General features: G+C 70.3%; 24 protein-coding genes. 11 read left to right on the top strand and 13 right to left on the bottom strand.

Annotated features, from left to right (window positions below):
- Positions 1-54 precede the first annotated feature (54 nt).
- Positions 55-618 carry a LysM peptidoglycan-binding domain-containing protein gene (locus AXK60_RS00500; RefSeq protein ID WP_068569041.1) on the top strand — a complete coding sequence of 188 codons (564 nt, stop codon included), beginning with the start codon at positions 55-57 and terminating at the stop codon, positions 616-618.
- 73 nt (positions 619-691) lie between these two features.
- Here the strand turns inward: AXK60_RS00500 and AXK60_RS00505 are convergent, their stop codons facing one another.
- The gene (locus tag AXK60_RS00505; RefSeq protein ID WP_068569042.1) at positions 692-1927 is read right to left on the bottom strand and encodes an acyl-CoA dehydrogenase family protein; all 1236 of its coding nucleotides are present in this window, start codon (positions 1925-1927) and stop codon (positions 692-694) included.
- Between the two features lie 196 nt (positions 1928-2123).
- On the opposite strand from AXK60_RS00505, the gene AXK60_RS00510 reads away from it, so the two are divergent.
- A complete protein-coding gene (locus AXK60_RS00510; RefSeq protein WP_068569043.1) occupies positions 2124-2393 on the top strand; it encodes a hypothetical protein in 270 nt (89 codons plus the stop codon).
- Positions 2394-2399: 6 nt separating this feature from the next.
- Here the strand turns inward: AXK60_RS00510 and AXK60_RS00515 are convergent, their stop codons facing one another.
- The 8 genes from AXK60_RS00515 to AXK60_RS00550 form a co-directional block, all read right to left on the bottom strand.
- Positions 2400-3920: an AMP-binding protein gene (locus tag AXK60_RS00515; RefSeq protein WP_068569044.1), complete on the bottom strand. Its 1521-nt coding sequence runs from the start codon at positions 3918-3920 to the stop codon at positions 2400-2402.
- Positions 3921-4040: 120 nt separating this feature from the next.
- Complete coding sequence (locus AXK60_RS00520; RefSeq protein WP_068569045.1) at positions 4041-4436, bottom strand: metal-sulfur cluster assembly factor; 396 nt, start codon at positions 4434-4436, stop codon at positions 4041-4043.
- Complete coding sequence (gene sufU / locus AXK60_RS00525; RefSeq protein WP_068569046.1) at positions 4433-4891, bottom strand: Fe-S cluster assembly sulfur transfer protein SufU; 459 nt, start codon at positions 4889-4891, stop codon at positions 4433-4435. The genes AXK60_RS00520 and sufU overlap by 4 nt, the downstream gene beginning before the upstream one ends.
- Positions 4891-6153: a cysteine desulfurase gene (locus AXK60_RS00530; RefSeq protein ID WP_068569047.1), complete on the bottom strand. Its 1263-nt coding sequence runs from the start codon at positions 6151-6153 to the stop codon at positions 4891-4893. Before AXK60_RS00530 ends, sufU begins: the two co-directional genes overlap by 1 nt.
- Entirely contained in the window at positions 6150-6932 is a 783-nt protein-coding gene (gene sufC, locus AXK60_RS00535; protein ID WP_068569048.1) for a Fe-S cluster assembly ATPase SufC, read from the bottom strand. The genes AXK60_RS00530 and sufC overlap by 4 nt, the downstream gene beginning before the upstream one ends.
- Positions 6933-6952: 20 nt before the next feature.
- Complete coding sequence (gene sufD, locus AXK60_RS00540; RefSeq protein WP_068569049.1) at positions 6953-8128, bottom strand: Fe-S cluster assembly protein SufD; 1176 nt, start codon at positions 8126-8128, stop codon at positions 6953-6955.
- On the bottom strand, positions 8129-9559 hold the full coding sequence (sufB, locus tag AXK60_RS00545; protein WP_068569050.1) for a Fe-S cluster assembly protein SufB: 1431 nt from the start codon (positions 9557-9559) through the stop codon (positions 8129-8131).
- Entirely contained in the window at positions 9556-10260 is a 705-nt protein-coding gene (locus AXK60_RS00550; protein WP_068569051.1) for a helix-turn-helix transcriptional regulator, read from the bottom strand. The genes sufB and AXK60_RS00550 overlap by 4 nt, the downstream gene beginning before the upstream one ends.
- Before the next feature lie 127 nt (positions 10261-10387).
- Between AXK60_RS00550 and mptB the strand changes: the two genes are divergently transcribed.
- The 5 genes from mptB to AXK60_RS00575 are packed head-to-tail and all read left to right on the top strand — an operon-like array spanning position 10388 to position 15221.
- Complete coding sequence (mptB, locus tag AXK60_RS00555) at positions 10388-12184, top strand: polyprenol phosphomannose-dependent alpha 1,6 mannosyltransferase MptB (RefSeq protein ID WP_068569052.1); 1797 nt, start codon at positions 10388-10390, stop codon at positions 12182-12184.
- 6 nt (positions 12185-12190) lie between these two features.
- Positions 12191-13123 carry an ABC transporter ATP-binding protein gene (locus AXK60_RS00560; protein WP_068569053.1) on the top strand — a complete coding sequence of 311 codons (933 nt, stop codon included), beginning with the start codon at positions 12191-12193 and terminating at the stop codon, positions 13121-13123.
- Between the two features lies 1 nt (position 13124).
- Entirely contained in the window at positions 13125-13910 is a 786-nt protein-coding gene (locus AXK60_RS00565; protein ID WP_068569054.1) for an ABC transporter permease, read from the top strand.
- Positions 13911-13950: 40 nt separating this feature from the next.
- On the top strand, positions 13951-14931 hold the full coding sequence (locus AXK60_RS00570) for a COX15/CtaA family protein (RefSeq protein ID WP_068569055.1): 981 nt from the start codon (positions 13951-13953) through the stop codon (positions 14929-14931).
- Complete coding sequence (locus AXK60_RS00575) at positions 14928-15221, top strand: hypothetical protein (protein WP_068569056.1); 294 nt, start codon at positions 14928-14930, stop codon at positions 15219-15221. Before AXK60_RS00570 ends, AXK60_RS00575 begins: the two co-directional genes overlap by 4 nt.
- 25 nt (positions 15222-15246) lie before the next feature.
- On the opposite strand, the gene AXK60_RS00580 is transcribed toward AXK60_RS00575, so the two are convergent.
- Positions 15247-15816: a dihydrofolate reductase family protein gene (locus AXK60_RS00580; RefSeq protein ID WP_068569057.1), complete on the bottom strand. Its 570-nt coding sequence runs from the start codon at positions 15814-15816 to the stop codon at positions 15247-15249.
- A gap of 89 nt (positions 15817-15905) precedes the next feature.
- On the opposite strand from AXK60_RS00580, the gene AXK60_RS00585 reads away from it, so the two are divergent.
- Complete coding sequence (locus AXK60_RS00585; RefSeq protein WP_068569058.1) at positions 15906-16871, top strand: quinone oxidoreductase family protein; 966 nt, start codon at positions 15906-15908, stop codon at positions 16869-16871.
- On the opposite strand, the gene AXK60_RS00590 is transcribed toward AXK60_RS00585, so the two are convergent.
- Complete coding sequence (locus AXK60_RS00590) at positions 16860-18194, bottom strand: NADH:flavin oxidoreductase/NADH oxidase family protein (protein ID WP_068569059.1); 1335 nt, start codon at positions 18192-18194, stop codon at positions 16860-16862. The two genes, AXK60_RS00585 and AXK60_RS00590, sit on opposite strands and share 12 nt — an antisense overlap.
- 106 nt (positions 18195-18300) lie before the next feature.
- Here AXK60_RS00590 and AXK60_RS00595 point away from each other — a divergent pair, with 106 nt between their 5' ends.
- Positions 18301-18867 (top strand): TetR/AcrR family transcriptional regulator, encoded by a 567-nt coding sequence (locus AXK60_RS00595; RefSeq protein ID WP_068569060.1) that lies wholly within the window; start codon positions 18301-18303, stop codon positions 18865-18867.
- Between the two features lie 6 nt (positions 18868-18873).
- Here the strand turns inward: AXK60_RS00595 and AXK60_RS00600 are convergent, their stop codons facing one another.
- Both AXK60_RS00600 and AXK60_RS00605 read right to left on the bottom strand, forming a co-directional pair.
- Positions 18874-19506, bottom strand: a complete 633-nt coding sequence (locus AXK60_RS00600; protein ID WP_068569061.1) for a maleylpyruvate isomerase family mycothiol-dependent enzyme — start codon at positions 19504-19506, stop codon at positions 18874-18876.
- 3 nt (positions 19507-19509) lie between these two features.
- The gene (locus tag AXK60_RS00605; protein WP_068569868.1) at positions 19510-20490 is read right to left on the bottom strand and encodes a heme o synthase; all 981 of its coding nucleotides are present in this window, start codon (positions 20488-20490) and stop codon (positions 19510-19512) included.
- A 292-nt stretch (positions 20491-20782) separates the two neighbouring features.
- Between AXK60_RS00605 and tkt the strand changes: the two genes are divergently transcribed.
- Positions 20783-22882 carry a transketolase gene (tkt, locus tag AXK60_RS00610; RefSeq protein WP_068569062.1) on the top strand — a complete coding sequence of 700 codons (2100 nt, stop codon included), beginning with the start codon at positions 20783-20785 and terminating at the stop codon, positions 22880-22882.
- A gap of 7 nt (positions 22883-22889) precedes the next feature.
- Positions 22890-23999 carry a transaldolase gene (gene tal / locus AXK60_RS00615; protein ID WP_068569063.1) on the top strand — a complete coding sequence of 370 codons (1110 nt, stop codon included), beginning with the start codon at positions 22890-22892 and terminating at the stop codon, positions 23997-23999.
- The last annotated feature ends 59 nt before the right edge of the window (positions 24000-24058 follow it).

Consider the following 24058-nt stretch of genomic DNA (forward strand, 5'->3'; position numbering starts at 1 on the left):
CGGGCGCGCACCCGCGCGCCGCATGTACACCGGTACATCTTTAAGGGGATACACATGACCGACGTGCTTCGCGCAGGTAACCAGCTCGGCCTCGGGGAGACTCTCGACTCCCTCAACGGCGGCTACACGCTGACCCTGCAGGGCGATGGCAACCTCGTGCTCACCGAGGGCGCCGGCACCGTGGTGTGGGCCAGCGGCACCGAGGGCAAGGGTGTCGAGCGGGCCAACTTCCAGACCGACGGCAACTTCGTGCTCTACAACGGCGCCGGCGAGGGCGTCTGGTCGACCAACACCGAGGGCTCGGGCGCTGACCGCCTCGTCCTGCAGGACGACCGCAACCTCGTCGTCTACGCCGGCGATGCCGACAAGTGGGCCTCGAACACGGCGACCGATCAGCCCGCCCCGGCCCGTCAGGCCGCTCCGGAGCCCGAGCCCGTCGCCGCCGAGGCGCCGGCCGCTCCCGCGCCGCGCACCCACACCGTCGCCTCGGGCGACACCCTGTGGGCCATCGCCGAGCAGTACCTGGGCGACGGCAACCGCTACACCGAGATCGCGCAGCTCAACGGCATCGCGAACCCGGACCTGATCAACGTCGGCCAGGTCATCACCATCCCCTGATCTGCCTCCGACGGGCATCACAGCACCGGCCGGCCCTCATCGCGAGGGCCGGCCGGCGGCGTTGTAGGGCGGCCTACTCCCCGCGCAGCAGCCCCTTCGCCACGTGCGTCACCTGGATCTCGTTGCTGCCCGCGTAGATCATCAGCGACTTCGCGTCGCGGGCGAGCTGCTCGACCCGGTACTCGGCCATGTAGCCGTTGCCGCCGAAGAGCTGCACGGCCTCCATCGCCACCTCGGTCGCGGCCCGCGAGCTGTAGAGCTTCATGGCGGACGCCTGCGCCAGCGTCGGCGGTTTCCCGGCCCGGGAGGCCTCGATGGCCGTGAACAGCATGTTCTGGACGTTGATCCGGGCCACCTCCATCTCGGCGAGCTTGAGCTGGATGAGCTGGAACTTCCCGATCTCCTGACCCCACAGGGTGCGGGAGCGGGCGTAGTCGATCGACAGCCGCTGCGCCTCGTTGATGATGCCCAGACTCAGCGCCGCGATGCCGATGCGCTCGGCGGTGAAGCCGGCCTTCGCCGACGCCCCGCCGCCGCCCGGCGTCTCCTCGGTCTCGCCGAGCAGCCGGTCCGCGCCGAGGTGGACGTCGTCGAAGAACAGCTCTCCGGTGGGCGAGCTCATCATGCCCATCTTCTTGAAGGCCTTGCCCTGGGTGAGCCCCTCCATGCCCGTGTCCAGCACGAAGGTGAGCACCTTGCGGTCGCGGATCGGCGTACCGTCGCCCTCGTCGAGCTTGGCGAAGACGACGATCGTGTCGGCGTGCGGGCCGTTGGTGATGAAGGTCTTCTGTCCCTTGAGGATGTAGCCGCCGGAGCCGTCGCGGCGCACCGTCGTCTTCATGCCCCCGAGCGCGTCCGAGCCGCTGTCGGGCTCCGTGATCGCCCAGGCGCCCACCTTCTCCATGGTGACCAGCTCGGGCAGCCAGCGCTTCTTCTGCGCGAGGGTGCCGCGGGACTTGATGGTGGACACCGTCAGCCCCATCGAGACGCCCATCGAGCCGATGAGGCCGAGGCTGACCCCGGCCATCTCGACGTTGAGGATGAGGAACATCGACGAAGACAAGGTGCTGGAGGCTCCACCACCACCGGGGGCCCCGGGCGTCTCCCCCGCCTCCTCGGCGGCGAGCTCCGCCGCGAGGTTCTCCCGGTTGACCTGGTCGATGCCGAAGGTCCGCAGCATCTTCCGGGTGATGTCGTAGGGCGGCAGGACGCCCGTCTCCAGCTCGTCGACGTGCGGGCGGATCTCCTTGTCGATGAACGCGCGCAGCGCGTCGCGCACCATCAGGTCTTCGTCGGACCACTCGAACACGGCATCCTCCTGCGTAGAACGTGTTCTATCGTTGGGTCTCATCATCCCACCCCGACACCCAGACGGTGCGCCGAACCTCCGAAAGCACCCTTGACCTGAAGCATCATTGAGGAATTAGCGTCGTCGGCATGGAGACCTCCAGCGGTGGACGCTCAACTACGTCGCCGACCGGCCCGCGGCGGTCACGATCGACGAGGTGGTCGAGTTCCACCGCGGCTTCGTCGACACCGACGACGCCCTCCGCCCGGACGCGCTCGCCCTGGTCGCGACCGGCCTACTCCTCGAGGTCGACGGTGCCCTCACTGTCAGCCCGACGGGGCAGCAGCGCCGGGAGGAGACCTGGTCCGACGTCCACGCCGCCCTCGCGGCCATCCGCGAGGGCGTCACGGACGACGAGTACATCACCACGGTCCGCTCGCTGCAGCGGATGATCGACAACGTCGGCGCGACCGCCTGGCACGCGTGAGAGGCGTCAGTTGACCTTGCGCTCCAAGGAGTCCCAGAAGGGCGAGCGCAGCAGGAACTTCTGGATCTTGCCGGTCGCGGTGCGGGGCAGCTCGCTGACGAAGTCGATCCGCTTGGGGCACTTGTAGCCGGCGAGGTGCTCGCGGGTGTGGGTGATGAGCTCCTCCGAGGTGACGCCGTCAGCCACGACGATCGCCGTCACCAGTTCGCCCCACTTCTCGTCGGGGATACCGATCACGGCCACCTCGCGCACGGCGGGATGCAGCGCCAGCGCGTCCTCGACCTCGATGGAGGTGACGTTCTCACCGCCGGAGATGATGACATCCTTCTTGCGGTCGGCGATCGTGAGGTAGCCACCCTCGAAGGTCCCCCGGTCACCGGTGTGGAACCAGTCGCCCTCGAGCGCCTCGGCGGTCTCGACCGGCTTGTTCCAGTAGGCCGTGAGTGCATGGTTGGTGCGGGCGAGGATCTCGCCGTCCTCGTCGATCTTGAGTCGCACGCCGAGCGCCGGGGCCCCGGCGCGACCCAGCCTGCGGGCCACCTCCATCGGGTCGTCGGCGGCCCACTCCGCACGCTCGCGGTTCACCGTGAGGAGCGGCGAGGTCTCGGTGAGGCCGTAGATCTGGATGAACTCCCAGCCCAGTTCGAATCGGACGCGGTGGATGATGCGCGTGGGCGGCGGGGCGCCCGCGCAGATGACACGGACCGTGCCACTACCCGGAATCGGGCCGACCCACTCGGCGGCCGCGTCGAGCGCCGCCGTGACCACGGCGGGGGCCGCGCACATGACGGTGACGCCGTGATCACGTACCCGGCGGAGGATCTCGGCACCGTCGACCTTGCGGAGGACGACGTGCTTGATCCCGACTCCCGTGGCGGCGAAGGGCATTCCCCAGCCGTTGGCGTGGAACATGGGCAGCGTGTGCAGCAGCACGTCGTTGTCGGTGAGCGACATGTGCAGGCCGAAGGTGGTGGCGTTGAGCCACAGGTTCCGATGCGTGAGCTGCACGCCCTTCGGCCGCGCGGTGGTGCCGGAGGTGTAATTGATGGTGGCCGTGGCGGTCTCATCGCCCGCCCAGGGACGCGGTTCGGCGGTGGCTCCGAAGATCGCGTCGTCATCGCGGCCGAACACGAAGACGTGCTTGGCGGTAACGGTATCGAGGAGGTGCTCGACCTCGGGGTCGACGATCAACACCTCCGCACCGGAATCCTCGACGATGTACTCGACCTCCGCCGGCGCGAGGCGGAAGTTGATCGGGACCAGGATCCGGCCCCAGCCGGAGACGCCGAAGAACGAGGTCAGCAGGCGCGCTGCGTTCTGCGAAACGATCGCGACCCGGCCGCCCACGGGCACGCCGAGCTCGTCGAGCCGCGCGGCCTGCCCGCGGGCCAGCGCCGCCATCTCGGCGTAAGTCTTCTCCCCCCACGACGGTGCCGACTGGTCGGGCTCGTCGACCATCCCCACCCGGTCGGGATACACGAGCTCGGCTCTATCCAGGAAATCACGTACACCCAGGTCAACGAACATGGCGACATGATATTGCGGCACTGGACTTTTCACCGTGAAATAGGACAATACCCGTCCATATGGGTAGGTGCTCCCCGGTGCGCGCACGGACACCGATGCCGTGCCGCCCGGCCCGCGCCCCTAGACCGTGAAGCCGAGGGCGCGGAGCTGCTCGCGACCGTCGTCGGTGATCTTGTCCGGGCCCCACGGCGGCAGCCAGACCCAGTTGATCTTCGCGTCGGTGGCCAGCCCGGAGGTGACCAGCGCGGCGCGGGTCTGGTCCTCGATGACGTCCTGCAGCGGGCACGCCGCCGAGGTGAGCGTCATGTCGATGAGGACGGCGGCATCGTCGTCCACCTTGAGGTCGTAGACGAGGCCCAGATCGACCACGTTGATACCCAGCTCGGGATCGACCACGTCGCGCATGGCCTCCTCGACGTCGAACAGGGTGGGCAGGTTCAGCGGATTGTCGCCGGCCTGCGCCGGTTCGGCCGCGGTCGCCTCAGCCGCAGTGGCCTCGGCAGCATTTTCGCTCATGCCGTCTTCTCCTCCGAGTCGATGATCTGGGACAGGGCGTCCTTGAACGCCATCCAGCCGAGCAGCGCGCACTTCACGCGCGCCGGGTACTTCGAGACGCCGACGAAGGCGATGCCGTCGCCGATGAGGTCCTCGTCGCCCTCGAGCTGACCACGGGACTGCAGCATCTCGGTGTACGACTGCAACATCTTCAGGGCCTCGCCGACGGGCGCGCCGATCACCTGGTCGGTGAGGACGGACGTCGACGCCTGCGAGATGGAGCAGCCCTGCCCGTCGTACGAGACGTCGGTGACGGTCTCGTGGTCGTCGGAGAGCTGCACCCGGAGGGTCACCTCGTCCCCGCACGTGGGATTGACGTGGTGGACCTCGGCCCCGAAGGGCTCGCGCAGCCCGCGGTGGTGCGGGTGCTTGTAGTGGTCCAGGATCACGTCCTGGTACATCTGCTCCATGCGCATCAGATCACCCCGAAGAACTTCTGGGCCTTGACGATCGCGTCGCCGAGCACGTCCACCTCAGCGGCGGTGTTGTAGACGCCGAAGGACGCGCGCGCGGTCGCGGCCACGCCGAACCGGCGGTGCAGGGGCCACGCGCAGTGGTGGCCCACGCGGATCGCGACGCCCTCGTCGTCGAGCACCTGCCCGAGGTCGTGGGCGTGGATCCCGTCGACCACGAACGAGACCGCGCTGCCGCGGTCCCGGTTCTCGGTGGGCCCGATGATCCGAAGCCCCTCGATGGCGCCGAGCCGATCGAGCGCGGCGCTCACGAGCGCGTGCTCGTGTGCCGCGACCGTGTCCATGCCCAGTGCGGTCAGGTACTTCACCGCAGCACCGAGGCCCACGACCTGCGAGGTCATCGGGACGCCCGCCTCGAACCGCTGCGGCGGCGCGGCGTAGGTCGAAACCTCCATCGTGACGGTCTCGATCATCGAGCCGCCCGTGATGAACGGCGGGAGCTGGGTGAGGATCTCACGCTTGCCGTACAGGACGCCGACACCCGACGGGCCGTACATCTTGTGGCCCGAGAACGCGGCGAAGTCCACGTCCAGCGCCGCGAGGTCGACGGGGCTGTGCGGTACCGACTGGCAGGCGTCGAGGACGACCACGGCACCGACCGCACGGGCCCGCGCCACCAGCTCCGGCACCGGCGCGATCGCGCCGGTCACGTTGGAGGCGTGCGTGAACGCGACGATCTTCACCGACTCGTCGAGCTCCAGCGAGTCGAGGTCGATGCGGCCGTCGTCGGTGACGCCGTACCACTTGAGGGTGGCTCCGGTGCGCCGGCACAGCTCCTGCCAGGGCACCAGGTTCGCGTGATGCTCGAGCTCGGTGACCACGACCGTGTCGCCCTCACGCAGGCGGTGCCCGCCCAGCACGGCGGCCGAGCGATCGTCACCGAGGGTGTACGCCACCAGGTTCAGCGACTCCGTGGCGTTCTTGGTGAACACCAGCTCGTCCGGCGAGACCCGCACGAATTCCGCGATCGCGGCGCGCGCGTCCTCGTACGCGTCGGTGGCCTCCTCGGCCAGCTGGTGCGCGCCGCGGTGCACCGCCGCGTTGTGCGTGGTGAGGAACTCCCACTCGGCGTCGAGCACCGGGCGCGGGCGCTGCGAGGTGGCCCCGGAGTCCAGGTAGACCAGCGGTTTGTCGTCACGGACCGTGCGGGCGAGGATCGGGAAATCCTGCCGCACGGCCGTCACGTCGAAGGTCGTTGTGGTCATGCCCCTGCGCCAGCTACCGAGCCCTGGGTGAACCGCACGTAGCCGTTCTCCTCCAACTCGTCGGCCAGCTCGGGGCCGCCCGACTCCACGATCCGGCCGTTCACGAAGACGTGCACGAACTCGGGGTGGATGTAGCGCAGGATGCGGGTGTAGTGCGTGATGAGCAGGATGCCGCCGTGCTCGCGCTCCGCGTAGCGGTTCACGCCCTCGGAGACGACGCGCAGGGCGTCGACGTCGAGGCCCGAGTCGGTCTCGTCGAGGATGGCGAACTTCGGCTTGAGCAGACCCAGCTGCAGGATCTCGTGACGCTTCTTCTCGCCGCCGGAGAAGCCCTCGTTGACCGAACGCTCGCCGAACTGCGCATCGATGGACAGCTCGCCCATCGCGTCCTTGACCTCCTTGACCCAGTGCCGCAGCTTCGGGGCCTCGCCACGGACCGCGGTGGCGGCCGAGCGCAGGAAGTTGGACATGGAGACGCCGGGCACCTCGACGGGGTACTGCATGGCCAGGAACAGGCCGGCACGGGCGCGCTCGTCGACCGTCATCGACAGCACGTCCTCACCGTCGAGCGTGATCGTGCCCTGCGTGACCTCGTACTTGGGGTGGCCCGCGATGGCGTAGCTCAGCGTGGACTTGCCGGAGCCGTTGGGGCCCATGATCGCGTGGGTCTCGCCGGACTTGATGGTCAGGTCGACGCCCTTGAGGATCTCGATCGGCTCGGCGTTCTCGTCCGCCTGCACGACGTTGACGTGCAGATCACGGATTTCCAGAGTAGACAACGTAATTCCTTCTTCGAGTATCAGACGCCGGCGGTGGCGAGTTCGTGTTCGATGGCGGCGGCGAGTCGCTCGCGCAGCTCGGGGACGGAGATCCGGTCGATCAGCTCCTGGAAGAAGCCGCGGACCACGAGGCGGCGCGCCTCGTCCTCCGGGATGCCGCGCGAACGCAGGTAGAAGAGCTGCTCGTCGTCGAACCGGCCGGTGGCGCTGGCGTGGCCCGCGCCCTCGATCTCGCCGGTCTCGATCTCCAGGTTCGGCACCGAATCGGCGCGCGCACCGTCGGTGAGCACCAGGTTACGGTTGAGCTCGAAGGTGTCGGTGCCCTCGGCCTCGGCGCGGATCAGCACGTCACCCACCCAGACGGTGTGCGCGTCGGGCAGCTTGGACGACGGATCGCCCTGCAACGCGCCCTTGTAGATCACGTTCGACTTGCAGTGCGGCACCGCATGATCGACCAGCAGGCGCTGCTCGAGGTGCTGGCCGTCGTCGGCGAAGTACAGGCCGAACAGCTCGGCGTTGCCGCCGGGCGCGTCGAACTGCACGCGGGGGGTCATGCGGACCAGCTCGCCGCCGAGCTGCACGGCGAAGTGCCGGACATGGGCGTCGCGGCCCACGCGGACGTGGTGCTGCGTGACCCACACCGCGTCGTCGGCGAAGTCCTGCGCGTCGATGATCTGGAGCGACGCACCGTCGCCCAGGATGACCTCGACGTTCTCGGCCACCGTGCCGGAGCCGGTGTGGTCGAGCACGACCACGGCGCGGGCGTGGCGCTCGAGCCGCACCTGGATGTGCGTGAAGGAGGTCTTGCCCTCGCCGGGGCCGGCGATGCGGACGAAGACCGGCTCCGCGACCTCCGCCTCCTTGGCGACGGTGAGCACGAATGCCTCCGTCATGGACGTGAAGGCCTGCGCCGCAACGCGATCGAAGGGCGTACCACCCTGGCCGAGCCGCTCGTCGCCCTTGGCGACGGTCTCGAAGGACACGCCCTCGGGCGTCGCGTCGACGGTGGCGGTCACGGCACCGTCGGCCTGCGCGGAACCGTCGTGCAGGCCCCGCAAGCGGCGCAGCGGGGTGAACCGCCACGCCTCGTCGCGGTGGCTGGGGATCTCGAAGGCCGCCGCGTCGAAGGACGTGAATAGCTCGCCCTTGTTGGCGACGGGATGTGCCTCGACAGCCTCGTTGAGAGTGTTGCTCACTTAGCCCACGGACCCTTCCATCTGAAGCTCGATCAGGCGGTTCAGCTCGAGCGCGTACTCCATCGGCAGCTCCTTGGCGATCGGCTCGACGAAACCGCGCACCACCATGGCCATGGCCTCGTCCTCGGTGAGGCCGCGGCTCATCAGGTAGAACAGCTGATCGTCGGAGACCTTCGAGACGGTGGCCTCGTGGCCCATCGTCACGTCGTCCTCGCGGATGTCCACGTACGGGTACGTGTCGGATCGGGAGATCGTGTCGACCAGCAGCGCATCGCACTTGACCGTGGACTTGCTGCCGTGCGCGCCCTTGTTGATCTGGATCAGGCCGCGGTAGCTGGCCCGGCCGCCGCCGCGGGCGACCGACTTGCTGACGATGTTGCTCGAGGTGTTCGGCGCGAAGTGCACCATCTTCGAGCCGGTGTCCTGGTGCTGGCCCTCGCCGGCGAAGGCCACGGAGAGCACCTCGCCCTTGGCGTGCTCGCCCATCATCCACACCGCCGGGTACTTCATGGTGACCTTGGAGCCGATGTTGCCGTCGATCCACTCCATGGTGGCGCCGGCCTCGGCCTTGGCGCGCTTGGTGACCAGGTTGTAGACATTGTTCGACCAGTTCTGGATGGTCGTGTAGCGGCAGCGGCCGCCCTTCTTGACGACGATCTCGACCACGGCGGAGTGCAGCGAATCCGACTTGTAGATCGGCGCGGTGCAGCCCTCGACGTAGTGCACATAGGCGTCCTCGTCGACGATGATCAGCGTGCGCTCGAACTGGCCCATGTTCTCGGTGTTGATCCGGAAGTAGGCCTGCAGCGGGATGTCCACGTGGACGCCCTTGGGCACGTAGATGAACGAGCCGCCCGACCACACGGCGGTGTTCAGCGCGGAGAACTTGTTGTCGCCCGCGGGGATGACCGAGCCGAAGTACTCCTCGAACAGCTCCGGGTGCTCCTTGAGGCCGGTGTCGGTGTCGAGGAAGATGACACCCTTCTCCTCCAGATCCTCGCGGATCGAGTGGTAGACCACCTCGGACTCGTACTGCGCAGCGACACCGGCGACGAGGCGCTGCTTCTCCGCCTCGGGGATGCCGAGCTTGTCGTAGGTGTTCTTGATGTCCTCGGGCAGGTCCTCCCAGGACTCGGCCTGCTTCTCCGAGGAGCGCACGAAGTACTTGATGTTGTCGAAGTCGATGCCGTCGAGGTCGCTGCCCCAGGTGGGCATCGGCTTCTTCTCGAAGATGCTCAGCGCCTTGAGTCGCTGGTTCAGCATCCACTCGGACTCGTTCTTCTTGCCCGAGATGTCGGCGACGACGGCATCAGACAGGCCGCGCTGCGCCGAGGCGCCGGCGGCATCGGAATCGTGCCACCCGTAGCCGTAGGTGCCCAGGGACGCGATCGTCTCCTCCTGGGACAGCGGGCCGTTCTCGACCGTTGTCATCGAAGCTCCTTAGCGGTTGCTCGCGGTACCACGCGCTCGAGGGGCACGTGGGTGGTGCATGCGCGGTCACCATTGGCGATGGTGGCCAGACGCTGTACATGTGTTCCCAACGCCTGCTCGAACGCCGAAATTTCGGCCTCGCACAATTCGGGGAACTCGGCTGCGACCTCCGACACCGGGCAGTGGTGCTGGCAGATCTGGACGCCGTTGCCCACTTCCCGGGCATCGGCGTTGAATCCGGCGGCCGACAGGGCCGCCGCGATCCTACGGGCGCCGTCCACCGGGTCCTGCGGCCCGGGGGCTGCGCCGACGGAGCTCATGGCCTGCTCGGCGCGGCGCCGCGCGAACGCACGCACGGCCTCCTCGCCGCCGACCTCGCGGAGCGCGCGCAGCGCGTCGACCGCGAGGACGTCGTACCCCTGCCCGAGTTGCCGGCGCCCCGCGGGCGTCAGCAGGAACTCCTTGGCGGGGCGCCCCCGGCCGCGGTTGGCCAGGCCCGACGGTGCCGCCACCGTCACGTCGCCCGCCTCGAGCAGATTGTCGAGATGGCGGCGGACGGCGGTGGTCGTGATCCCCAGGGCCTCGCCGATATCGGCCGCGGTGGCCTGGCCCCGGTTCATGAGCAGCGCGACCACGGCGTCACGGGTGTCCCCGTCACGCTGTGCCGTCGAGGCGTGAACCTCGTGCTGCTCGCTTTTCACAACACGATTGTTTCCTAATTCGTCCAGCACTTCCAGCAAGGTCAGGCTAAGCTCAGCCCCGGTGAGCGACCGGACTGAGCGGGCGGACGGCCCCGGGACGTGCGGCCCACCGTCTACTCTTGCGGACGTGCGCGCTACCCCTTGCCTCCCCGCCCCCGTGCGCACCTTCGCGGACTACCTCGGCCTGACCAAGCCCGACGGGGCACCGTCGGACCAGGGATCGCAGGGCGCGGGCGGCGCGGTGAACCGGCTGCACACCGACGAGCAGCAGTACCCGGACCTCAACGCGCAGGAGAAGCGGACGGTCCGCAGGATCGCCACCTTCGGCGGCGTCGGGGCGGTGCTCATCGCGTTCGGCGCGCTGGGCGTGGGCTCGTTCCCGGTGGTGCAGAACCCGATCGCCGGGCGCAGGCTCATCGGCCTGATGTTCCGCATGCAGTCCACGGCGCTGACGGTGACGATGGTCGGCACGGCGATGCTGATGATCGCGTGGGTGCTGCTGCGCCGGTACACGATCGGGTACCTGAACCCGAACGCGCACACCGTGCCCGCGCAGCCGCGCCGGCTCACCCGCCGCGGCTTCGACCGGATCCTCGCGCTGTGGGTGCTGCCCTTCCTCTTCGCCCCGCCGATGTTCAGCAAGGACGTCTACTCCTACCTCGCGCAATCGGAGATCACGGCGCGCGGCCTCGACCCCTATGCCATCGGCCCCGCCAAGGCGCTCGGGATCGACCACGTCTTCACCCGCTCGGTGCCCAACATCTGGCGCGACACGCCCGCCCCGTACGGCCCCCTGTTCCTCTACCTGGGGCGCGGCATCACGGCCCTGACCGGGGAGAACGTGGTCGCCGGCGTGATCGCGCACCGACTGCTGGCGCTCGCCGGCGTCGCGATGATCGTGTGGGCGCTCCCCCGGCTCGCCCGCCGCTGCGGCGTCAACGAGGTGGCCGCCCTGTGGCTCGGGGCCGCGAATCCGCTGGTCATCTTCCATCTCATCGCGGGCATCCACAACGAGAGCCTCATGCTCGGGATGATGCTCGTGGGCATGGAGTGGTCGCTGCGGGCGATCTCCTCCGGCCGACGATTCCTGGACGGATGGATGCCCACCCGGACCGGGTGGCTGCTCACCGCCGGCGCTGCGACGATCGCCGCGTCGAGCCTGATCAAGATCACCTCCGTGCTCGCGCTCGGCTTCATCGGCATGGCGCTCGCCCGGCGCCTGGGCGGCACCTTCCCGGACATCGGCGGGCGGTTGCGCGACTGGCGCACCGCGATCCGGGAGTTCCGGCCGGATCTGGGCCGCACGCCGATCGCCGTCGCGCTGTCCGCCGGCTTCCTCGCGATCGTGCTGGTGATCGTGGTGGTCGTCGTCTGCCAGGTGACCGGGCTGGGTTACGGCTGGTTGGACGCGGGGACCCTGGGCGGGGCCAATCGGGTCCGCTCGTGGATGTCGATCCCCACGGTCCTCGGCATGGCGACCGGGTTGGTCGGCGTCCTGCTGGGACTCGGCGACCACACCACCGCGATCCTCGCCATCACGCGTCCGATCGCCGCCGCGCTGGCCGCGGTGATCGTGCTGCGCATGCTCCTCGCGACCCTGTCCGGCCGGATCCACGCGGTCGGCGCCCTCGGCATCTCGATGGCCGCGCTCGTCCTACTGTTCCCGGTGGTCCAGCCCTGGTACCTGCTGTGGGCCATCGTCCCGCTGGCCGCGTGGGCCACGGCGCCCGGCTTCCGCCTGGCCGCGGTGATCGTCTCGAGCGTGGTGTCGGTGATGCTCATGCCCAACGGCGGCGAGATCGAGCCCTATGTCATCGCCAAGGCCGGGATGAGCACCGTCGTGATCGTGGCGCTGGCCGTGTACCTGGCCTTCGAGCTGCCCCGCAGGCGCGAGCGGCGGCTCGCGCGCGGCCGAGTACGCTGATCTCCCGTGCCCGCACTGTCCGCGACCTCCGTCACCAAACGATTCGGCGACGTCGTCGCCGTCGACGGACTCGACCTCACCGTGGAGCGCGGCAGCGTCCTGGCCCTGCTCGGCCCCAACGGCGCCGGTAAGACCACCACCGTCGAACTGTGCGAGGGCTTCGGCTCCCCCGACTCCGGTACCGTCGAGGTCCTCGGGCTCGACCCGGTCGCCGACGCGGCCCGCCTCAAGCCCCGGATCGGCGTCATGCTGCAGGGCGGCGGCGCCTATCCCGGTGCGAAGACCGGCGAGATGCTCCGGCTCGTGGCCGCGTACGCCGCGAACCCCCACGACCCCGACTGGCTGCTCTCGACGCTGGGACTGCAGGACGTGGTGAACGTCAGCTACCGCCGGCTCTCCGGTGGACAGCAGCAGCGCCTCGCCCTGGCCTGCGCCCTCGTCGGGCGCCCCGAACTGGTCTTCCTCGACGAGCCGACCGCCGGGCTCGACGCGCAGGCCCGCCTCCTCGTCTGGGACCTCATCGCCGCGCTGCGCCGCGACGGGGTCACCGTCCTGCTCACCACCCACCTCCTCGACGAGGCCGAGGCCCTCGCGGACCGGGTCGTCATCATCGACCGCGGCCGCGCGGTGGCCGACGGTACGCCGGAGGAACTCACGCGGGCCGGTGCGGAGCACGAACTGCGCGTGAGCGCACCGTCGGGCCTGGACACCGCGGCCCTCGCTGCCCGGCTGGGCACCGGCTTCACGGCGGCGGTGGACTCGACCGACGCGCACGGCTCGACCTACGTGGTACGCGGCGCCGAGGTGACGCCGACCGTCGTCGCGGACACCGCCGCGTACCTCGCCGCGCAGGGCGCGCTGATCACCGATCTGCGGGTGGGGACCCGGACCCTGCAGGACGTGTTCCTGGACCTGACCGGCCGCGATCTGAGGGGATGACGTGACCCGAACCGAGCCCCGCTTCGCCCGCGGCACCTTCCTGCCCAACCCCGAGGCCGCCCGCCCCGCGGCGATGCTCGCGGCGCAGACCCGGATGGAGCTCACGCTCCTGCTCCGCAACGGCGAGCAGCTGCTGCTGACCATGTTCATCCCGATCGCGCTGCTCATCGGATTCACGGTGCTGCCGATCGGCGACGAGGCGACCCGGATCGGCTCCCTGGTCCCGGCGATCATGGCCGTCGCGGTGATGTCGACCGCGTTCACCGGGCAGGCGATCGCCGTCGGCTTCGACCGGCGGTACGGCGCGCTCAAGCGGCTCGGCGCGACGCCGCTGCCCCGCTGGGGCGTCATCGCGGGCAAGACCCTGGCGGTGGTCCTCGTGGTGATCCTGCAGGCGGTGATCATCGGCGGGATCGGCCTCGCGCTCGACTGGCGCCCGGACCCCCTCGGCCTGCTGCTGTGGGCACCGATCCTCGCACTGGGCGTGTTCGCGTTCGCCTCGCTCGGGCTGCTGCTCGGTGGCACGCTCAAGGCGGAGATCGTGCTCGCGCTGGCGAACCTGCTGTGGTTCGTGCTGGGCGCGATCGGCTCGCTCGTCGTGATGCACGCGCACGTCCCCGACGCTGTCGTGCTGATCGCGAGGCTGGCACCGTCGGGCGCGCTGACCGAGGCCCTGACCCGCGCCGCGGACGCCGGCACCGTCGACTGGTTCGGGATGGCGGTGCTCCTGGCGTGGGGCGCGGTGGGCTCCGCGGCGGCCGTGCGCCTGTTCCGCTTCACCGGCTAACCCACTACAGGATGTAGTAGCTCGTGACGGCCCACGTACGATGATCGGCGTGTACCAGCTCTTCCTGCGCCTCGTCGATCGCCTGCCGCTCCCCAGCACGAAGGCGCAGCAGCGGTTCGCGCTCGCCGCGCTGCTCTCCCAGGCGCTCATCGCCGTCACCGGCTCGGTGGTGCGGGTGACCGGTTCGGGCCTGGGGTGCCCCACCTGGCCCAAGTGCTTCGACGACTCGCTCGTGCCGATCCCGCAGGACGAGGTCCCGTGGTGGCATCAGGCGATCGAGTTCGGGAACCGGCAGATCGCGGTGTGGATCGTGGTGACCACGTCGATCGCGATCGTGCTCGCCGTCACCCGCGCCCGGCGGCGCCGGGAGATCCTGATCTACGCGTGGATCATGCCCCTGTCCACGTTCGCGCAGGGCATCCTCGGCGGTATCACCGTGCTCACCGGCCTGCGCTGGTGGGTCGTCGGCGCCCACATGCTCGTCTCCTGCGCGATGGTCTGGCTCGCCGCCACGCTGTACGCCAAGGTCGCCGAACCCGATGACGGCGCCGAGATCGAGACCGCGCCCGCCGGGGCCCGGCGCCTCGTCGCCGGTTCCGCCGTCGTGATGGCGCTCGTGCTCACCGCCGGCATGATCGTCACCGCCGCGGGCCCGCACGCCGGCGACCGCACCAACCCGAAGGCCATCGACCGCCTCGACGTCTCGATCCCGCTGCTCTCGCTCACGCACGGCCTGCTGGTGGCGCTCTACGTCGGCCTGCTGATCTGGGCGGCGGTGCTCATCGCCCGCGGCCCCTCGAGTGAGGCCGTGCGGCGCCGGGTGAAAATCGTGTTCGTCGTGGTCGCCGCGCAGTCGCTGATCGGCGTGGTCCAGTACTTCACGGGCGTCCCCGCACTGCTGGTCGTGCTGCATGTCGCGGGCGCGATGTCGGTGATCGCCGAAGCAGCGATCCTGTACCGGCTGATGTCGGCGCGGGTGGTGCGCGGATCGGACCGCACGACCGATAAGCTGGCCGCATGAGTGATCAGGCACCCGGCAACGTCGTCTCCCGCCTGAAGGGCTTCGCCGCCAAGCACTGCGGTGCCACCGCCGTGCTGCAGAACATGGGCGAGGAGGGCGTGCGCATCACCCTCGTCGGCGGCGACGGGGTCATGGGCGACCAGATCGTCGCGAACCCGGCGCAGGCGAAGGACGCGGCCGAGAAGGCCGGCCTCGACACCTCCGAGTGGGACCGCGAGCTGGTCAGCAAGGCCACCACGGAGCCCGGCCACCACGAGCGGATGGCCGGCTACCGGGCGCACAGCCGCTAGGCCCGGCGGCCACCCGGCCCGCCGATCAGGCGCGCTCGTACTGCGCCAGGATCACGCCGATGTCGAAGGCGCGGTGCGAGACCAGCTTCCACTGCTGCGGCGCGAAGCCGCCCGCGAACAGCGGCACCCCGTCCCCTGCGGTCACCGGGTAGATCTTCAGCGCCAGCCTGTCGACCTCCGGCGCGAGTGCCGCCGCGAGCGTTCCCCCGCCGCACAGCCAGATGTCGCCGCCCTCCTCCTGCTTGAGCGCGCGCATGTGCTCGACCGGGTCCTCCGCCACCACCTCGACGGCCGGGAAATCCGCGGGGTCCAGCGACCGCGAGTAGACGATCGTGCGCAGGTGCGCGTACGGGTCCGTCACGCCCACATCGGACCCGATCCGGTACGTGGTCGTGCCCATGACGACGGTGTCCCACTTCGTGCGCGGCGGGGTGATACCCAGGGCCTCGTGCAGGCCGGTGGGCAGCCCGTCGCCCCACTCCTCGTTCATCTGCCGCGAGTACTCCTCGTCGACGGGGTAGAAGTCGTACTGGCCCTCGGGGCCGGCGATCCGGCCGTCCAGCGAGACGGCGACGTAGTACACCAGAGAACGCAAGCGAGGTACTCCTCGGTAGGCGGGATGGGCGCGGCCTGATTCTGCAGCCGACGTCGACCCTGCCACACCGCGTGCGGTAGAGATGAGTCATGCGCGCGATCACTGTGACCGAACACGGCGGCCCGGATGTCCTGACCTACGGCGATGCCCCCGATCCGGCGCCCGGGCCCGGTCAGGTCCTGGTGCGGACCTCCGCGATCGGGGTGAACTTCATCGACACCTACTTCCGCGAGGGCATGTATCCCACTGCCCTGCCGTACATCCCGGGCAGCGAGGGGTCGGGCACCGTCGTCGCGCTGGGCGAGGGCGTCACGGAGCGCGCCGTCGGCGACGTGGTCGCCTGGTGCGACGGCCCGGGCTCGTACGCGGAGCTCGTGAACGTCCCGGCCGACCGCACCGTCCCGGTGCCCGACGGTGTCCCGCCCGCCGTCGCGGCGTCCGTCCTGCTGCAGGGCATGACCGCGCACTACCTCACCCACGACTCGCACCCCGTGCAGGCGGGCGACACCGTGCTCGTGCACGCCGGCGCGGGCGGCACGGGCCTGCTGGTCACCCAGATGGCGACGGCGCTCGGCGCCCGCGTCATCACGACGGTCTCGACGGACGCCAAGGAGGCCCTCTCCCGCGAGGCCGGCGCGTGGCAGGTGCTGCGCTACGACGAGGACGTCCCGGCCCGCGTCCGGGAGCTCACCGACGGCGCGGGCGTCGCCGCGGTCTACGACGGGGTCGGCAAGGACACCTTCGAGGCCTCGCTGCTGTCCACGCGACACAAGGGCATCGTCGTGCTTTTCGGCGCGGCGTCCGGCCCGGTCCCCCCGTTCGACCTGCAGCGGCTCAACCCGCTCGGCTCGCTATTCGTGCAGCGGCCCACGCTGGCCCACCACGTCGCCACGCCGGAGGACTTCGCCCGGCGCAGCGGCGCGGTGCTCGACGGCCTGCGCGACGGGTCGCTGCGGTTCACCGTCGGCGCGACCTATCCGCTGGCCGACGCCGCGCAGGCCCACATCGACCTGCAGGAGCGCCGCACGACGGGCTCGGTGGCGCTACTTCCCTGAGGCCTGCGCGCGTCCCTCGGCGGGCGCGAGCGCGGCACCGTCGGACGGGCGGTCCGCGAGCCACCGGCGGTACCGGCGCAGGGCACCGCGCACGACGATCAGGTCGCGCACGAGCGCCGCGGCGGGCCGGATGCCGGGCCGCGGGTCCTTCCCGGCGGCCGTACGACGCAGTTGGTAGCGGACCTGCGCCATCGACGCCATGGACGCGAGGGGCTTGTTCTTCCAGGTCACGGGCCGCAGGGCCGCGACGGCGCCCTGGTCCACCCGCCAGCGGGCGGGCAGGTCCGGCGTGACGGACAGCGCGGTGCCGATCCCGACGACGGCGACGTGCTCGGCCAGCGCGGCCTCGGCCGTCTCCCGGCGGGTGATCCCGCCGGTGACCATGAGCGGGATCGCACTGGTCGCCGCCAGGTCCGCGGCGAGCTCCAGGAAGTAGGCCTCGCGCGCGGCGGTGCGGGCGTCGCCGGGGCGGCCGTCCGCGGCCGGGATGCCCGACGGTGCGCCGGCCGCCCGGCCCGTCATCGCGGGGCTCTCGTAGCTGCCGCCCGAGACCTCCACCAGGTCGACGCCGAGCGGCGCGAGCATCGCGATGACGGCCCGGGCGTCGTCGGGATCGAAGCCGCCGCGCTGGAAGTCCGCGGAGTTGAGCTTGACCGCGACGGCGAACACCGGGGACACCTCGGCGCGGATCGCGCGCACCGTCTCGACCAGCATCCGGGCGCGGTTCTCGAGCGATCCGCCGCCCCACTCGTCGGTGCGGGTGTTGACCAGCGGCGAGAGGAACTGCGAGAGCAGGTAGCCGTGCGCGGCGTGCACCTCGACACCGTCGAACCCGGCCTCCTCCGCGCGGCGCGCCGTGGTGGCGAAGCGCGTGATCGTCGCACGGATCTGCGCGTCGGTCATGGCGGTAGGCGTGCCGAACCGCTTCGAGAGCGCGCTGCCGAGGTCGACGGCCTTCTCCGACGGGCCCCAGGTCACGCCGGGCATGTCGACCTGGATCTGGCGGCCCGGATGGCTGATCTGCATCCAGATGCTCGCGCCGTTCTCCTTGGCCGCGGACGCCCACTCGCGGAACGGGCGCAGCGGCGAGCGGGCGTCGAGGACGATCGCGCCGGGTCCGGTGAGCGCCTCGGCGTGGACCATCACATTGCCCGTCAGCAGCAGGCCGGTACCGCCCGCACCCCACCGCCGGTACAGCTCGACGGTGCGCCCGTCGGGCGCCTGCTCGACGCCCGCGATGCCCTCCTCCATCGCCGCCTTGGCGATGCGGTTGGGCAGGACGGCGCCGGAGCGGAGGGTGAGCGGGGCGAACAGGTCGGTCATGACGGGCCTTCCGGAGTGCATGTGAACGGCGCTCACATGAAGCGGGCGGAGCCGACGCTAGAAGGATATGTAAGCGGTGTCAACACAGTGTTGTAGAGTGGAACCCATGACCACGACCTATCACCACGGCGACCTGCCCGGCACCCTGGTCAACGCCGCCGTCGAGATCCTCGACGAGGAGGGCGGCGCCAACGACCTGTCGCTGCGCGCCGTCGCCCGCCGCGCCGGTGTGTCCACCGCGGCGCCCTACCGCCACTTCCCCGATCGCGGCGCGCTGATCTCGGCCGTCGCCGCGGTCGGTTACCGGGAGCTCGCGGTCGCGCTCAACGCCGCGTGCCCGGATCCGTCCGGCCCCGAGGACCTGGCGGCGATCGCGATCGCCTACGTCGACTTCGCGCTCGGCCGGACCGGCCTGTTCCGCGCGATGTTCGCCGAGCCCTGCGGCACGGATCCGGACCGGGTCGAGGCCGTCGACATGATCAAGGCCTACCTGACCGGCCTGATCCGGAAGACCCTGCCGGACGCCGACGGCGAGGACACTGCGACCGCCGTGTGGGCCCTGGTCCACGGCCTGGCGTTCCTGCACCTGGACGGCAAGTTCGACGCGACATCGCCGGACGAGGTGCACCGTCGTGTCCGCGCGACGGTCGACGCCGCGCTGCACATCAACTGACGAGGCTCAACCCCGGCGCGCGGCGAACTCCGCCAGCCCCGGACCGTCGAGCTCGGGAAGGTAGTCGTCCCGCCCGGTCAGGGCCATGACGAGCGCGAGCGTCGTTCCCGCGACCGCGGGCCCGGAACCGACCGTGAAGTCACCGTCGGTCGCGCGTAACCGCAGGCCGCGCGCCCGGGTCGCGGAGGGCAGCATCAGGTCCGACCCGGCGTAGAAGTGCGCGAGCCGGTGCAGCACCTCGATCGGGTACTCCCGGCGCAACCCCAGCGGCCGACGGATGTCCTCGGCGTGGACCACGGCCTCCCCCAGCATCGCGACCACGGGAATCGGGGCCTTGGTCCGGCTGGTGCGCACGCCCCGGAACCGTCGCAGCGTGTCCGCCGGATCGGTCCCCAGTCGCTTCGCGAGCCGCTGCGCGACGTTGGCGTCGAAATCGAAGCGGTTCCGCAGCACCCCCGCGAACCAGACGACCGGGTTGTCGGACGCGCCGGCGGTCATGTGGGCCAGGACCTCGCGCACCGTCAGGCCCGAGCACAGCGACGGGGTCGCCCACTGCTCGTCGGTGAGGTCCGCGACATCGTCGGCCAGCGCGGCGCGCTCGGCGAAGATCAGCGTCCAGAGATCACGATCGGCGGCCACGGGTCAGAGTCCGAGCAGCTGCCAGACGGTGCTGTAGTTGAGGATCGAGTCGACCGACAGGGCGCAGAACAACACGGCTAGGTAGTTGTTCGACTGCAGGAACACCTTGAGCGGCTTGATCTCCTGGCCGGCCTTGGTCTGGGAGTACAGCTTGTGCACCGCGTAGAGGAACCAGCCGCCGCAGAGGACGGCCGCGATCGCGTAGACCAGGCCCGCCGCGGGGATCAGCACGAGCGTGGTGATCACGGTGGCCCAGGTGTACCAGACCATCTGGCGCGCGACGACGGTCTCCGGCGCCACGACGGGGAGCATCGGCACACCCGCGGCCTTGTAGTCCTCGCGGTAACGCATGGCCAGTGCCCAGGTGTGCGGCGGCGTCCAGAAGAAGATCACGAGGAACAGCACGATGGCGGGCCAGGCGATGGTGCCGGTGGCCGCGGACCAGCCCACGAGCGTCGGCATGCAGCCCGCGGCGCCGCCCCACACGACGTTCTGCGAGGTGCGACGCTTGAGCAGCATCGTGTACACGAACAGGTAGAACGCGATCGTGACCAGCACCAGCACGGCGGAGAGCAGGTTGGCCATCAGGGACAACCAGACGAACGACGCCGCGGCCAGCACCAGGCCGAAGATCAACGCGTGCCGGACCGGGACCGCGTGGCGCGCGAGCGGACGACGCTCGGTGCGCTTCATCTTCTGGTCGATATCGGCGTCCGCGACCATGTTCAGCGTGTTCGCCGAGGCCGCGCCCAGCCATCCGCCGAACAGGGTCGACAGGATGAGCGGCAGGTTCACGTGACCGCGATCCGCCAGCAGCATGACGGGGATCGTCGCGACCAGCAGCAGCTCGATGACCTTGGGCTTCGTCAGCGCGATGTAGGCCAGGACGGTCTGCCCCGCGCGGCCCGCGAAGGACGACGGTGCCGGTGCGGCCGCCGAGCGAGCGCTGGGGGTGTTCGTCCCGTGCCCGCCCTTGAAAACCATCTTCTGCCGCACTCTCTTCCGACGGGTCCGGGCCGAGCCGGACTCTGACGATCTCGCACTCGGGGCTGACCGACTGCGCGCGGGAGGACGTATGTCCCCCGCGGGCCCGCGACCGGCGCAGACCCATCTACTACGAGCCATGGTAGTCCTCCGTCACCGCTGGGCCGAATCGGGTTCGCCCCCTCCGATTCGGCGGCCCGCTACCCGGCAGTTCACGTAGACCGTGCACGAGCGCCGAGTAGGGTTCACACTTGAGCCCGCATCCCCGTACGACCAGGAGAGTCCTTCCGCCGTGACCAGCACCGCCGAGATCCAAGCACTGACCACGCCGCATCACCCCGACGACTGGACCGAACTGGACACACGCGCGGTGGACACCGCCCGGGTGCTCGCGGCCGACGCGGTGCAGAAGGTCGGCAACGGCCACCCCGGCACCGCGATGAGCCTCGCGCCCCTGGCCTACACCCTGTTCCAGAAGGTGATGGTCCACGATCCGTCGGACACCCATTGGATCGGCCGGGACCGGTTCGTGCTGTCCTGCGGGCACTCGAGCCTGACCCTCTACCTGCAGCTGTACCTGGGCGGCTTCGGGCTCGAGCTCAGCGACATCGAGGCGCTGCGCACCGAAGGCTCGCTGACCCCGGGACACCCCGAGTACCGCCACACCAAGGGCGTCGAGATCACCACCGGGCCCCTGGGCCAGGGCCTGGCCTCCGCCGTGGGCATGTCGATGGCCTCGCGCTACGAGCGCGGCCTGTTCGACCCGGACGCCGCCGCGGGCACCAGCCCGTTCGACCACTTCGTCTACGTCATCGCCTCCGACGGCGACATCGAGGAGGGCGTCACCTCCGAGGCCTCGTCGCTGGCCGGGACGCAGCAGCTCGGCAACCTGATCCTGTTCTACGACGACAACAAGATCTCCATCGAGCACAACACCGACATCGCGCTGTCCGAGGACGTCGCGAAGCGCTACGAGGCGTACGGCTGGCACGTGCAGTACGTCGAGGGCGGCGAGAACGTCACCGCGATCGAGGAGGCCGTCGCGGCCGCCAAGGCGGTCACCGACAGGCCGTCGATCATCATCCTGCGCACGATCATCGGCTTCCCCGCCCCGAACAAGATGAACACGGGCGGCGTGCACGGATCGGCGCTCGGCGCCGACGAGGTGGCCGCGGTCAAGGAGATCCTGGGCTTCGACCCGGCGAAGAGCTTCGACGTGGCCCCCGAGGTCATCGCGCACTCGCGGGAGCTGGTCAAGCGGGGCCAGGCCGAGCATGAGGCCTGGCGCGCGCGGTTCGACGCGTGGGCCGCCGCGAACCCCGAGCGCAAGGCGCTGCTCGACCGGCTCGAGGCCGGCGCCCTGCCCGAGGGCTGGGACGCCGAGCTGCCGACCTGGTCGGTCGAGGACAAGGGCATCGCGACGCGCGCCGCGTCCGGCGCCTTCCTCGCCGCGGCCGGGCAGACCCTGCCGGAGCTGTGGGGCGGCTCGGCCGACCTCGCCGGCTCCAACAACACCACCATCAAGGGCGCCGACTCCTTCGGCCCGCGCTCGATCTCCACGGAGGACTGGAACGCACAGCCCTACGGCCGCACGCTGCACTTCGGCATCCGTGAGCACGCGATGGGCTCGATCCTCAACGGCATCGTGCTGCACGGCAAGACCCGCCCCTACGGCGGCACCTTCCTGCAGTTCGCGGACTACATGCGCCCGGCGGTCCGGCTCGCGGCCCTCATGGACATCGATCCGATCTACGTGTGGACGCACGACTCGATCGGCCTCGGCGAGGACGGCCCCACGCACCAGCCGGTCGAGCACCTCGCCGCGCTGCGCGCCATCCCGGGCGTCAACGTCGTCCGCCCCGCGGACGCCAACGAGACCGTCGCCGCATGGAAGGCCACGCTGGAGCGGCGCAACGGGGAGGGCCCCACGGGCCTGATCCTCACCCGGCAGGGCGTGCCGATCCTGGCGGGCACCTCCGCGGAGGGCGTCGCGCGCGGCGGGTACGTCCTGCAGGAGGCCGACGGTGCCTCCCCCGACGTCATCCTGATCGGCACGGGCTCCGAGGTGCAGCTGGCGGTGGAGGCCGCCGCACTGCTGGCGGCCAAGGGGATCGACGCCCGCGTGGTGTCGATGCCGTCGATCGAGTGGTTCCACGCCCAGGACCGCGAATACCAGGACAGCGTGCTGCCGCCCGCGGTCAAGGCGCGCGTCTCGGTGGAGGCCGGCATCGCGATGCCGTGGTGGCCCATCGTCGGCGGCTTCGGCGAGATCGTCTCGCTCGAGCACTTCGGCGAGTCCGCCTCCGACAAGGTCCTGTTCGCGAAGTACGGATTCACCGGCGAGACCGTGGCCCAGAAGGCCGAGCAGTCCATCGCCAACACGAAGGGATAACCACACCATGGCTCAGAACCCGAACCTGGCCGCGCTGTACGAGGCGGGCGTCTCCGTCTGGCTCGACGACCTCTCGCGCAGCCTCATCCAGTCCGGCGACCTCAAGGCGCTCACCGAGACCGACTCGGTCACCGGTGTCACCACGAACCCCGCGATCTTCCAGGCCGCACTGTCGAAGGGCAGCGCCGAGTACGCGGCCCAGGTCGCCGAGCTCGCGGCCCGCAAGGCCGATGTCGACGAGACCATCCGCACCGTCACCACCGACGACGTGCGCGCGGCGTGCGACGTGCTCGCCCCCGTCTTCGAGACGACGGGCGGGGTCGACGGCCGCGTCTCGATCGAGGTCGACCCGCGCCTGGCCCACGACACCGAAGGCACCGTCGCCCAGGCGATCGATCTGCACCGCATCGTCGACCGTCCGAACGTGCTGATCAAGATCCCCGCCACCCTGGCCGGGCTCCCCGCGATCGCCCGGGTGATCGCCGAGGGGATCTCGGTGAACGTGACGCTGATCTTCTCGGTGGAGCGGCACCGTCAGGTCATGGACGCGTACCTCGACGGCCTCGAGGCCGCCGCGAAGGCCGGCAAGGACGTGGGGTCGATCTACTCCGTGGCGTCCTTCTTCGTCTCCCGGGTCGACACCGAGATCGACAAGCGGCTGGACGCCATCGGCACCGATGCGGCGCTCGCGCTGCGCGGCAAGGCCGGCCTCGCGAACGCGCGCCTCGCGTACGCCGCGTACGAGGAGGTCTTCGGCGGCGCTCGCTTCGCCGCGATCGACGGCGCGAACGTGCAGCGACCGCTGTGGGCGTCCACGGGCGTCAAGAACCCGGCCTACCCGGACACGCTGTACGTGGCGGGGCTGATCGCCCCGAACACCGTCAACACGATGCCCGGCGCCACGATGAAGGCGTTCGCCGATCACGGCGAGGTCGTCGACGGCACCATCCTGGGGCGCGCGGAGGACTCCGCGCAGGTGTTCGCCGACCTGCAGGGTGCAGGCCTGGACCTGGCCGACGTGTTCGACCTCCTCGAGCGCGAGGGCGTCGAGAAGTTCGAGCAGGCCTGGCAGCAGCTGTTGGACGCGACGGCGGAGTCCCTCCGAGCGAACGCCTAGGAGGCGCCGCGTGAGCTGGACGAACCGTCGTCACGCGGCGACGCCGCCCGTCACTTCCG

This window comes from Tsukamurella pseudospumae, assembly GCF_001575195.1.
GTDB classification, from domain to species: domain Bacteria; phylum Actinomycetota; class Actinomycetes; order Mycobacteriales; family Mycobacteriaceae; genus Tsukamurella; species Tsukamurella pseudospumae.

Excerpts from the sequence above, each read along its gene's own strand:
- sufU (WP_068569046.1), bottom strand. The coding sequence starts at position 4,891 with ATGCGCATGGAGCAGATGTACCAGGACGTGATCCTGGACCACTACAAG.
- tal (WP_068569063.1), top strand. The coding sequence starts at position 22,890 with ATGGCTCAGAACCCGAACCTGGCCGCGCTGTACGAGGCGGGCGTCTCC.
- AXK60_RS00585 (WP_068569058.1), top strand. The coding sequence starts at position 15,906 with ATGCGCGCGATCACTGTGACCGAACACGGCGGCCCGGATGTCCTGACC.
- AXK60_RS00590 (WP_068569059.1), bottom strand. The coding sequence starts at position 18,194 with ATGACCGACCTGTTCGCCCCGCTCACCCTCCGCTCCGGCGCCGTCCTG.
- AXK60_RS00530 (WP_068569047.1), bottom strand. The coding sequence starts at position 6,153 with ATGACCACAACGACCTTCGACGTGACGGCCGTGCGGCAGGATTTCCCG.
- AXK60_RS00570 (WP_068569055.1), top strand. The coding sequence starts at position 13,951 with ATGATCGGCGTGTACCAGCTCTTCCTGCGCCTCGTCGATCGCCTGCCG.
- AXK60_RS00515 (WP_068569044.1), bottom strand. The coding sequence starts at position 3,920 with ATGTTCGTTGACCTGGGTGTACGTGATTTCCTGGATAGAGCCGAGCTC.
- AXK60_RS00605 (WP_068569868.1), bottom strand. The coding sequence starts at position 20,490 with ATGGTTTTCAAGGGCGGGCACGGGACGAACACCCCCAGCGCTCGCTCG.
- AXK60_RS00500 (WP_068569041.1), top strand. The coding sequence starts at position 55 with ATGACCGACGTGCTTCGCGCAGGTAACCAGCTCGGCCTCGGGGAGACT.
- AXK60_RS00575 (WP_068569056.1), top strand. The coding sequence starts at position 14,928 with ATGAGTGATCAGGCACCCGGCAACGTCGTCTCCCGCCTGAAGGGCTTC.
- sufB (WP_068569050.1), bottom strand. The coding sequence starts at position 9,559 with ATGACAACGGTCGAGAACGGCCCGCTGTCCCAGGAGGAGACGATCGCG.
- AXK60_RS00595 (WP_068569060.1), top strand. The coding sequence starts at position 18,301 with ATGACCACGACCTATCACCACGGCGACCTGCCCGGCACCCTGGTCAAC.
- AXK60_RS00520 (WP_068569045.1), bottom strand. The coding sequence starts at position 4,436 with ATGAGCGAAAATGCTGCCGAGGCCACTGCGGCTGAGGCGACCGCGGCC.